Origin of the sequence: Blautia sp. OF03-13 (assembly GCF_003460685.1) — a bacterium.
In the GTDB taxonomy this organism is placed as follows: Bacteria; Bacillota; Clostridia; order Lachnospirales; family Lachnospiraceae; genus Fusicatenibacter; species Fusicatenibacter saccharivorans.
In genome coordinates, this window is the sequence record NZ_QTVR01000037.1 from 1 (window position 1) to 10215 (window position 10215).

9 protein-coding genes are annotated in these 10215 nt (G+C 40.0%); 1 reads left to right on the forward strand and 8 read right to left on the reverse strand.

Features of this window, described 5'->3' with window-relative positions:
- The first annotated feature begins 96 nt into the window (after window positions 1–96).
- Complete coding sequence (locus tag DXA55_RS16200) at window positions 97–930, forward strand: MurR/RpiR family transcriptional regulator (RefSeq protein WP_242998646.1); 834 nt, start codon at window positions 97–99, stop codon at window positions 928–930.
- Between the two features lie 8 nt (window positions 931–938).
- On the opposite strand, the gene DXA55_RS19670 is transcribed toward DXA55_RS16200, so the two are convergent.
- From DXA55_RS19670 to DXA55_RS16235, 8 genes are all read right to left on the reverse strand, one after another.
- On the reverse strand, window positions 939–1391 hold the full coding sequence (locus tag DXA55_RS19670) for a Tex-like N-terminal domain-containing protein (protein ID WP_330415357.1): 453 nt from the start codon (window positions 1389–1391) through the stop codon (window positions 939–941).
- A 5-nt stretch (window positions 1392–1396) separates the two neighbouring features.
- Window positions 1397–3139, reverse strand: a complete 1743-nt coding sequence (locus DXA55_RS16210) for an extracellular solute-binding protein (protein WP_117814636.1) — start codon at window positions 3137–3139, stop codon at window positions 1397–1399.
- Entirely contained in the window at window positions 3136–4845 is a 1710-nt protein-coding gene (locus tag DXA55_RS16215) for a sensor histidine kinase (protein WP_117761811.1), read from the reverse strand. The genes DXA55_RS16210 and DXA55_RS16215 overlap by 4 nt, the downstream gene beginning before the upstream one ends.
- Entirely contained in the window at window positions 4808–5785 is a 978-nt protein-coding gene (locus DXA55_RS17985) for a helix-turn-helix domain-containing protein (protein ID WP_242998648.1), read from the reverse strand. The genes DXA55_RS16215 and DXA55_RS17985 overlap by 38 nt, the downstream gene beginning before the upstream one ends.
- Window positions 5785–6366: a response regulator gene (locus DXA55_RS17990; protein WP_242998649.1), complete on the reverse strand. Its 582-nt coding sequence runs from the start codon at window positions 6364–6366 to the stop codon at window positions 5785–5787. Before DXA55_RS17990 ends, DXA55_RS17985 begins: the two co-directional genes overlap by 1 nt.
- 147 nt (window positions 6367–6513) lie before the next feature.
- Entirely contained in the window at window positions 6514–7350 is an 837-nt protein-coding gene (locus DXA55_RS16225; RefSeq protein ID WP_117814637.1) for a carbohydrate ABC transporter permease, read from the reverse strand.
- Window positions 7350–8192: a carbohydrate ABC transporter permease gene (locus DXA55_RS16230; protein ID WP_117814638.1), complete on the reverse strand. Its 843-nt coding sequence runs from the start codon at window positions 8190–8192 to the stop codon at window positions 7350–7352. The genes DXA55_RS16225 and DXA55_RS16230 overlap by 1 nt, the downstream gene beginning before the upstream one ends.
- A 169-nt stretch (window positions 8193–8361) precedes the next feature.
- The gene (locus tag DXA55_RS16235) at window positions 8362–9699 is read right to left on the reverse strand and encodes an ABC transporter substrate-binding protein (protein WP_055222161.1); all 1338 of its coding nucleotides are present in this window, start codon (window positions 9697–9699) and stop codon (window positions 8362–8364) included.
- Between the last annotated feature and the right edge of the window lie 516 nt (window positions 9700–10215).

Sequence of the window (10215 nt, forward strand, 5' to 3'; positions counted from 1 at the left end):
ATTTGATTCTTTTTCGAATTTATAACATTCTCTATTGAAATAAAAAAAAAATTTTTGCTATACTTGTCATATGATATTTTATTTATGGAGGTTACAATGAGCCTGGATCAACTAATCTATGAAAAAATCCCTTCACTATCAGCAGGACAACGAAAAGTTGCAGAATATATTTTAAATAATAAAGATGAATTCAGCTATGCAACACTAGCTAAACTCAGTAAGGATATTTCTGTCAGTGAAACAACTGTTATTCGTTTTGCTTATTCTCTTGGCTTTGACAGTTTTTCTGCCATGCAGCAAAAACTTCGTGAAGAAATTCTTTCTGTACCGCAGCGCAATCTAGAGGGGCAAATTCAAAATCAGACATTTTATCAGAAAATTTTTTCCAGAGAAATGCAGGCACTGCAAGACTGGATCTCACATATAGATGAAGAGCTTCTGGACAAGACCGTAGAAGCTCTTCTGAATGCAGATCATATTCTGGTAACCGGAGCACGCTCTTCTTATCATGCTGCCAACTGGTTTGGGAATCGTCTGAACCTTTTACTTGGTAATACTCACATTATCCAAGAATTTTACGATCCTCGTTTTGATTTATTAAATCATATCACAGATAAAACTGTTGTCATCAGCATAGCATTTGCCAGATATACCAAATGGACGTATCGTTATGCGGATTCTGCAAAAAAAATGGGTGCAACCCTTGTCTCCATTACAGACAGTGTTTCTTCTCCTTTTTTTAATATTTCCGATTATACAATTCTTGCTGCTCCGTTAAAAGACAGTATGGGATTTAGTTCACCTATTTGTATGTATTGCTTATTTGATGCGATTATATCTAAAATCCATGATGAGCGAAAAGATATGATAGTAGAACGTTTAAAACAATATGAAGATACCTATCGGGATTTTGATATGTATTATGAGTAAACACCACTTTACAACTTTTTCATAAAAAAATATCGTACAGGGCTTTCTGATGTATAATGAGTTTGCTCCAAAACATTCCAAAGGAAAGTGACCCTGTACGACAAAGACATTATACAACGAAAAGACTCTGACTGGTAGACTTCATCAATATTTTTTGATTTATTTTGAAACTTTTTCTGCTCCAACGTAAGTAGGTAATCATCCGTATCTGTTTTTTTGTTTTTTTTTTCTGCTACAATCTCCTTTTTCTTCAGAGATATAAGCTTCCGCTGTCTTCTCAAGCGGTTCCTTTGTCTTCTACAATGTGATCCAATGCAGCCAGCGGCTCTCTCCTTCGCGATTGTCGCACGTGTGCGGCGCTTTGGACGATATGGGCGATACAGGTCTTCTACTGCCACAAGCGTTTCCTCTGCCAGAATCTGTTTCTTTAATTCTTCTGTCAGTCTCTGATTAATATCCATTCTTTTTAGTTCTTTCCACTTTCATAGGCGTTCTGCACCCGTTCGGTCAGCACTTTTCCACCGTTTGCATACCATTCTACCACAAAAGTATCAAAGTAATCCACTGGTTTCTCCCCACTAATGATCTGAAGAAATGCTTCCTGTTCCAGTTCCTGTAATTCTTGCGGAATTTCTGCATTTACATTTTCCAGAGGCAATGTCGATGTACTTGTTATTCCTGCCTTCTGCAGTTCCCCCACAGCCTGAATTCTTGACGCATACGCCGCCCATCCATTCGCGGTTGTCAGCTGTCCATTCAAGTAAGATTTGCATGTATTAAAATAAGACTTTTCCAAACCGCTAAGCTCTGATACATCAAGCGTCTTATCCAGTGCTGCCTGAATATGTTCTGTCGTACGGTAAAGTGCATCCTCATAATCCACATTAATATTCAGTGGCCGGGCCGTCGGATCTACATTAATAGAAAAATAATCATTCACTTCTCTTGCCGCACTATCATTTGCATATCTAGACTGATCAAAAATCGCACTCACATACTTTGCTACAATTTCCGGATGCTCATATCCTTTACGCACCACCACATACATCCACTGGTCATACGATTCAAAAACTGATATCTTCTGCGTCTCATTTACCTGTTCTTTGTCTAAAAGATACGGTTTCCACTCTGCATTTGAATCGACATTATATGCTGCACTCAACGGGTTATTCGGAGCCCACCAGCGTCCACAGATAGCACCGCAATGTCCGGTTTTTAACAGATCATCTATGTTTTCCGTCTTTCGTAACAGGAATCTCTGGTCGAGTATCTCATCCTCATATAGATTGTGAAGTTTCAAAAGCGCTTCTTTTGTTTCCTGTGTTACCGACCCATAAACTACATTTCCATTTTTATCCAGGATCCAGTGACATGGCATTGCACCGGCATGTATAAAAGTTGCATCCACTCCATAAGTCTGATCCGCACCGGCAACCACGTCTGTACTACAGGCAAGGCCGATTGTCTGACCGTCTCCTGCTGCATCCTGTTCTACAAATGCCCGGATCACTTCCAACGCTTCTCCTACTGTTTCCGGTTCCTTTAATCCCAACTTCTCAATCCAGTCTTTCCGCAGCCAAAGAAGCGGAGTTCCATCGTCAATCACCGTATTCGGAAATGCATATAGCTTTCCATCCACGGTTGCAGACTGTAAAAGAGAATCTCCATAACTTTCATACATTTCTTTGATCGTATCTGTCGTACACTCTTCATACGTTTCTGTAAGTTCTTCGATCAGGCCTGCTTCAATCAGGCGGAGCAGGTTATCTCTTCCCTTCACAACGAGCACGTCTGGAATATCACGATCTTCAATCGCTACATTGACCGCCTCTTCATAAGTATTGCCATCCTGCAATTCAAAGACATCTTCATTCTGAATATTAAGTATTTTCTTCAAATATCTCGTATATGCATTATTTTCGTACGTATCTCCTACAGGAAGATTCGAATTATTCGCCCCTGCAATCTTGCCAAGTGTATAGGTAACAGTCTCAGGATATTTCCCAAGTGGTGTATGCATCGCTTTATACATCAGCTTTCTTTTCACTTCAACTGCATTGCTTGCACCAGACTCACTTTGAGATGCTTCTAACTGTTCCATCTGTCTTTGACTTTCCTTCGTCTCCAAATAGGTTCCGCACCAAAGCATCAGCAATAAAATTAATGCAAGCTGGGCTGAGAGAATTCGCTTTTTCATATCGTTTTTCATAACACCTTCGCCTCCGTGTTCTTCGGAATTCGGATAAAGACCCGCGTTCCTTTTCCTGGAGTACTTTCTATCTTCATCTCACCTTTTTCTCCATAAAGGACATGGATTCTGTCACAGACATTTCGCACACCATAACCGGAGGACTGATATGTCAGAATCTGATCCGCCTTCTCCTGCGTCATTCCCGCACCATTGTCCCTGATTTCAAAGAAAATGTGCTCAGCCTCTTCACGAATCGTCAGCCACAACGTCGGATTCTCATTATCTGACACATCAATTCCATGATCGATTGCATTTTCTGCAAGTGGCTGCAGGATCAACTTCGGTATCAGATAATCATTAAGACCATCCGAAATCTGTTCAACCACACGGAACTCGTTATCATGCATAACAAGTTGGATTTTGAGATATGCACGGATGTTATCAATTTCTTTTGCCACTGTGGTCATTGTTTCACCACGATTTAGGCTTGTCCGATAATAAGTAGACAGTGCCAATGTCACATGACTGATTTCATCCTCACCCGCTTCAATTGCTTTCCAGTTGATGATTGAAAGCGAATTATAAAGGAAATGTGGATTGATCTGTGCCTGCAGTGCTCTCATCTCACTGTTCTGAAGCTGGATCTTACTCTCATATACTTCTGAGATCAAATGGTTCATCTGATCCATCATGCGCCGAAATGACCGGATCAGCACACCCACCTCGTCTTTGGATTTACTCTGCACGGTAACTTTACGAAGTCCCATATTGATCAGGTTCATATTTTCAGTCAATAACTCCAACTGCGATACCATACGGAGGGAAAAAACATATCCCAGAAAACTCAGAAGAAGAACACTGATCAAAATAATCGGAATATTTTTGAGCAAAAGCTTATGGATTGCGTTTTCACTTACTGCCTTTGGACGATAGATATAGAAATTCCATCCTGTATCCTTCATTGTCCGCTGTACCAGATAATAATTCTCACTGATATCTTTCGGACTCTCAATATCCTTCGGACGATATTTCTTATCCATAGAACACTCGGCATAGACAATATTTCCATTATCATCCTGAATCATGCCTCCTGTATTATCTGTAAGCTGGCTCATGAATGGTTCAAGAACTTTTTCATAATCCAGACGCATCTCCAACACCGCTTTGATCGTATCATTGTCATAGAATTTCCGACTGGCAATGATTGATTTATTCACACCGCGAGTGATGCTCCACTGCATTAATGTTCCCTCATTCAACCTGGAATACCACTGTTGATTCTCCGCTTCCGACATTGGAAGAAGTGTATCTCCATGTGGCACTTCTATATTGTCAGAATATAATGTAATGCTCTGGATCTCTTTGTGATAGATCGTCGGCATCTGCAACAGTGGATCAGCCACCTTCACATATTTCAAATACTTCTCATAATCTGACTCTGTCTCCACATCAAAAATATTCCTGAGATTTTGAGAATAAGACAGATAATCAACCAGGTTCTTATAGATCTGAGACTGATTCTCAATCGAACTCACTGACTGTTCCAACATTTTCTCCAGATTGTACTGTTCCTTCTCTCGCAATTGATTCATCATGCCATACTGCATGGAAAAAGCAAGGAATCCTACTGGAACCAGTCCTGCAATCAGCATCAAAACAGACAGTTTTTTACGAAATTTCAGATTTTCAAATCGATGGATCAACTTCCGTATTTGTTTTTTCATCCGCCGCTATTCCTTTCCTGCATGCTTCCGGTGTATCTCCGAAAAACTCTCTGAAACTTCTGCAGAAGTATGAGTTATTGGAAAATCCTACTTCTTTCGCAATTTGGGAGATTTTCATATTCGTTGTCTCTAAAAGCTCTTTTGCTTTATTCATTCGCACTTCACGGATAAAACGGTTCAGTGTCATCCCTGTTTCTTCTTTAAATACAGCACTTAAATATCCCGGTGACAGAAAAACCATTGCGGAAAGTGTCTCTGCTCCCAGATCCTTTTCCTTATAATGGTGATAAATATATCCCTTCACGGTTGTAACTTCTGATCGGAACCCATCTTCCTGCTCTTGCATGCAATGTTCATATTCCTGAAGTACTTCTTCTACTATAGCAATCACATCATTAAGGTTTCTGCAGCGATATAATCGATCCACTCTCTTTGAAAGCATCTTTTCATCCAGCCCTTCCATCTGGTCGAGCAATTCTTTCATAATTCCAGAAAATACAAACTTTACATACATATCCGAAAATTGCTTATGCGCACGATATTTTTCTTCCAGTCTCTGAAAATCCTGACGGAGATGTGGCAGATCTTTATATTGAATATCTTTCGTAATCTGTTCCATGATTTCAGAATCTTCTGCCGGATCAGCTTTCTTCTCTTCCTGCTTCTCCCCGTGGAAAAACAGATGCTGACGTGGCTGATAGAACTGCTCTTCTAACATTCCTTCCAGCACCTTAAATTCCTCTGCCAGATTTTTTCCATCTTCGATTTCCTCACTGACTGCAAAATAACATTCACTGTCAAACTGGTGCGCAAAAAAACGGTACATTTTCTCTACGATTCCATGATAATCTGCATATTTTTCCGTGAACAAAAAGATGGATTCATTCGAATTCAGATTCACATAATGAAACTCTCTCTGCACCTCTTCCTTCAGGCTCATCAGGAAATGTTCCTCTTCCGTTTCGAAGATCCATTTGAGGCACTGACAAGAACCATACGGGTAAATTGGGACAGATCATCTTCCATTCCATCTGTAAGTTTCTTAAACTGAACAAAATCTTCCTCTTTTCCCCCATACAGATATTTCAGTAAAAAGTATTTTTTCAGATAATCTTCTTTCTTTTCCTGCTGCTCTTTTTTCTCTATCTTAGAAGAAATATTTTCCATCACTCGTTGAAAAGTCTTATGGAATTCCTCCGGATCAACCGGCTTCAGAACATAGTCCACAACTCCATACCGCAATGCTTCTCTTGCATAAGAGAAATCATTATATCCGCTGAAGATCACGATTTCCATATCCGGATGATCTTCTCTCACTGCTTTCGTCAGCTCCAGTCCATTCATATAAGGCATCTTTACATCCGAAAATAAAATATCCACATGGTTTGATTCTAATACTCCCAGTGCATCCTTTCCATTCGTTGCTTCTAGGATCTGGAATTCTCCTTCCTCCCTCTTTAACAGAAAGCGGATTCCCCTTCGCTCCAGTTTTTCATCATCCACGATCAATATTGTAATCATTTCCCCACTCCTCCCACACGTTCACTTTACATTTTCACTATTCCTTTTATAACGTCCGAAAACAGCAGGGAATGTTCACTCACTCTCTGCTGTCTTTTTTTAATTTTTATAATTCTATTTTAATTCATTTTTTAGACAATGTCCACACTAGCCTTTAACCGCTCCGGCTACAACGCCTTCGATAATATATCTCTGGCAGAACAGGTAGAAGATGATAATCGGCACAATTGCAAGAACCAGAGTTCCCATCATTGCTCCCATATCTACAGAACCGTATCCACCTTTCAGATACTGAACTGCCATCGGCACTGTCTTATATTTTCTCTGATCCAGTACAAGTGATGGAAGCAGGTAGTCGTTCCAAATCCACATTGCCTGAAGAATTGTAACTGTTACGCAAGTCGGCTTTGCAATCGGAAGTACAATTCTGAAGAATGTCTGGATTGGTGTGCATCCATCAATCATTGCAGCCTCTTCAATCTCCAATGGAATGGATTTCATGAACCCGGTAAACATAAAGACGGAAAGTCCTGCACCAAATCCAAGGTAGATCACAACCAGTCCCCACGGATTTCCCATATGAAGCATATTTGCGATCTTGGATAATGTAAACATTTCCATCTGGAATGGCACGATCATTGCAAACAGGCAAAGCATGTAAAGGATCTTTGTAAATTTTGTCTTCACGCGGCAGATATACCATGCACACATGGAGCAACATAAGATAATCACTGCTACAGATAAGATTGTGATAAATAAACTCCATCCAAATGCCTGAATCAGCCCTGTCTGCTTAATACCACGGGTATAGTTCTCTAATCCGACATACATCTTTCCGGTCGGTATCTCGAACGGTGCTTTACTGATATAGACTTTTTTCTTAAAGGAGTTGATAAATACCAGTATGATCGGATACAGATACAGCAGGCTGAGTAGTGTAAAAATAACGGTTAATAATGTACCATGTTTTACTTTTTTATTCATTACTGCTGCACCTCCTTTGATGTTGTCAGTTTATTCTGGATCAATGCAATCACTCCTACGATAATAAAGAAGATAACTGCTTTCGCCTGTCCTACACCTTCCCAGCCAGTTCTTCCATAGAATGTATAATAGATATTCAGGGCAAGCATTTCTGACATCTTGTCCGGTCCACCGTTTGTCAATGCAAGGTTCTGGTCGAAAAGTTTAAATCCGTTTGTAAGTGTCAGGAAAGTACAGATTGTAATGGATGGCATAACCATCGGAATTGTAACATATCTTAAAAGCTGTACTTTATTCGCTCCATCAATCTGTGCTGCCTCGATCAGCTCTCCAGGAATATTCTGGATTCCTGAGATGTAGATGATCATCATGTATCCAATCTGCTGCCAGAGCATCAGGATAACCAATCCCCAGAAACCATATTTTGAAGAATATGTAAGTGTTTTCTGGAAATGTGCCAGAATACCATTTAATAACAGCTGCCATACATATCCAAGTACAATACCACCGATCAGGTTCGGCATAAAAAATACAGTACGGAAAATATTGGTTCCCTTGATATTCTTTGTCAAAAGCATTGCTACCGCAAATGCAAAAATGTTGATCAATAATACTGTCACAATTGTAAATAATGCGGTAAACCAAAGAGAGTGAAGAAAATCTCCGTCTCCAGGGATCTTTGCATAGTTGCTAAGTCCAATAAATTTAGCGTCTGTCACCGTTGTGAACTTGCAGAACGAAAGATATACGCCTAACACAAACGGTGCAAGGAAACCTATCGTGAATGCAATCAGCGTCGGTAATACAAATACCGGAAAATATCTCTTTATTGCTTTTTGCATGTTCTTCTCCTCCTGTCTTTCTTTTCTGTAAAAAGCCTTTCTGCGCCTTTGCTTTTCACAATTCTAATTACATAATTTCAGCCTGCCCCGGTATGCTCGTTGGCAGGCTGTTTGATCTTCTTCTCTATTTCACAGCCTTTTTATCTGCCTATCCTGTGAAAAGTCTTTTTTATTCGTTTGCTGCTGCGTATTCTTCAGCCCATCCATCAACAAATGCTGTCTGTACACTATCCCATGCGCCTGTACCCTGTGCATAGTTCAGAAGAGCTCCACCAAGATTGTTTTTCCAGTTCTCAGATGGCATTGTTGTAAAGTTCCAGCTTACTGGTGTCTTTCCTGCCTCTGTATACTCAGCATTTGCTTTTACAAGCGGGTTGTCCGGAAGGTAATCTGAGAATGTTGTGAACGGTGTTACAAATCCCATCTCGTTAGCCAGCATGTCACGACCTTCATCGCTCTCAACTACCCATTTCATAAAATCAAGTGTTGCCTGAATGTCTTCTTCTGAAGCGTTCTTATTTACACACCAGTAGTTCTCAGATCCTGTACAAAGTCCCTGATTTTCTTCTCCATCAACTCCGATGTAGATTGGAAGCATTCCCATATCTTCATCTGCTACTTCATTATCTTTGATATCATTGTAAGCCCATGTACCATTCTGATAGAATACTGCTTCGCCAAGTGCAAATTCACTTGCTGCGTCATCTCCTGTCTTAGAAGAAATCATAGATGGCTCACATGTAGAGTTGTTCAGATACAGATCCCAGATCTGTTTGTAGTTGTCAAGGTATGTTCCTTTGATTGCATCTGTGCTGTCAATTCCGTCTGCCTTATACTCATAGTAGATTGGAAGATTTGCAAGGTGTGTCTTGAATCTCCAGTCAGAGGAAGAATCCATTCCTGCTGAAGTAAAAGCTCCTTCTACTCCAAGATCATCTTTGTGTGCCTGAATCTCTTCTGCAACTGTCTTAAGTGCCTGGAAGTTATTCAGATCATCAATTGATTTGATACTTGCATCCGGCAATTCGAAGTATTTGTTCAGAAGAGCTTTGTTGTAGATCAGACCATAAGTCTCAATAACATAAGCGATTCCATCTACTGCGTCGCCATCTTTTAATATATAATCGTCAGACTCGACATCTTTATAAACATCGCTGTCTGAAAGGTCATAGCAATAATTTTTCCATGTAGCAAGTCCAACCGGTCCGTTTACCTGGAACAATGTTGGTGCCTCATCTTTTGCCATCTCTGATTTCAACTGTGACTCGTAAGTTCCTGATGCTGCTGTCTGTACATCAACCTGAACACCCGTCTCATCTGTATACTCTTTTGCAAGTTCTACCCACTGGTCAGCCTGCTCTGGTTTAAAGTTCAGATAATAAACTTTTCCGGATGACTTATCTCCTTTCGCTGTTTCATCTCCGCTTGATGTGGCTCCACATCCTGCAAGCATTCCTCCTGCCATTGAAGCTGCAAGTACAAGTGCAAGAATCTTTTTCTTCTTCATAATTGAATCCTCCTTTTATGATTACTTTTCTTTGTTTTTCTTGATGATGTTATTATAAGAAAAAGTTCCAAAATAAGATATAATAAAATTCCAAGAAACATAACACTATTTCAAGATTATTGTAATTTTTGAAGATTTTGTGTATGATACAAGAGTTCGCCAAGAACCAAAAGTGAAAAATAAAGGTAAAATTTACTTGTTATAAATAGGATTTGCAGAAAGGATGTGTCTGATTTTATGCTTGCAGGCACAAGAGGATAGAATAAAATGGATCGCATGATCAATTATCAGATAACAGAGGATGCAGATGGTCTGCGCATTGAACAGTTTCTGCGCCATCAGGACTACTCCTATCGTAAACGGTGAAAACTGAGTACCTTTTTATCAGTTTCTATTTGTGCCATAATTATAGCAAGACCCGAAAATAATGCAAAAAAGGCAGTGCTGCAGAGCGCGAATTGCAAGGAACAGATTTGAAGGCGTACCGGGGTACGACGAAAATCTGTGACGCAGTAA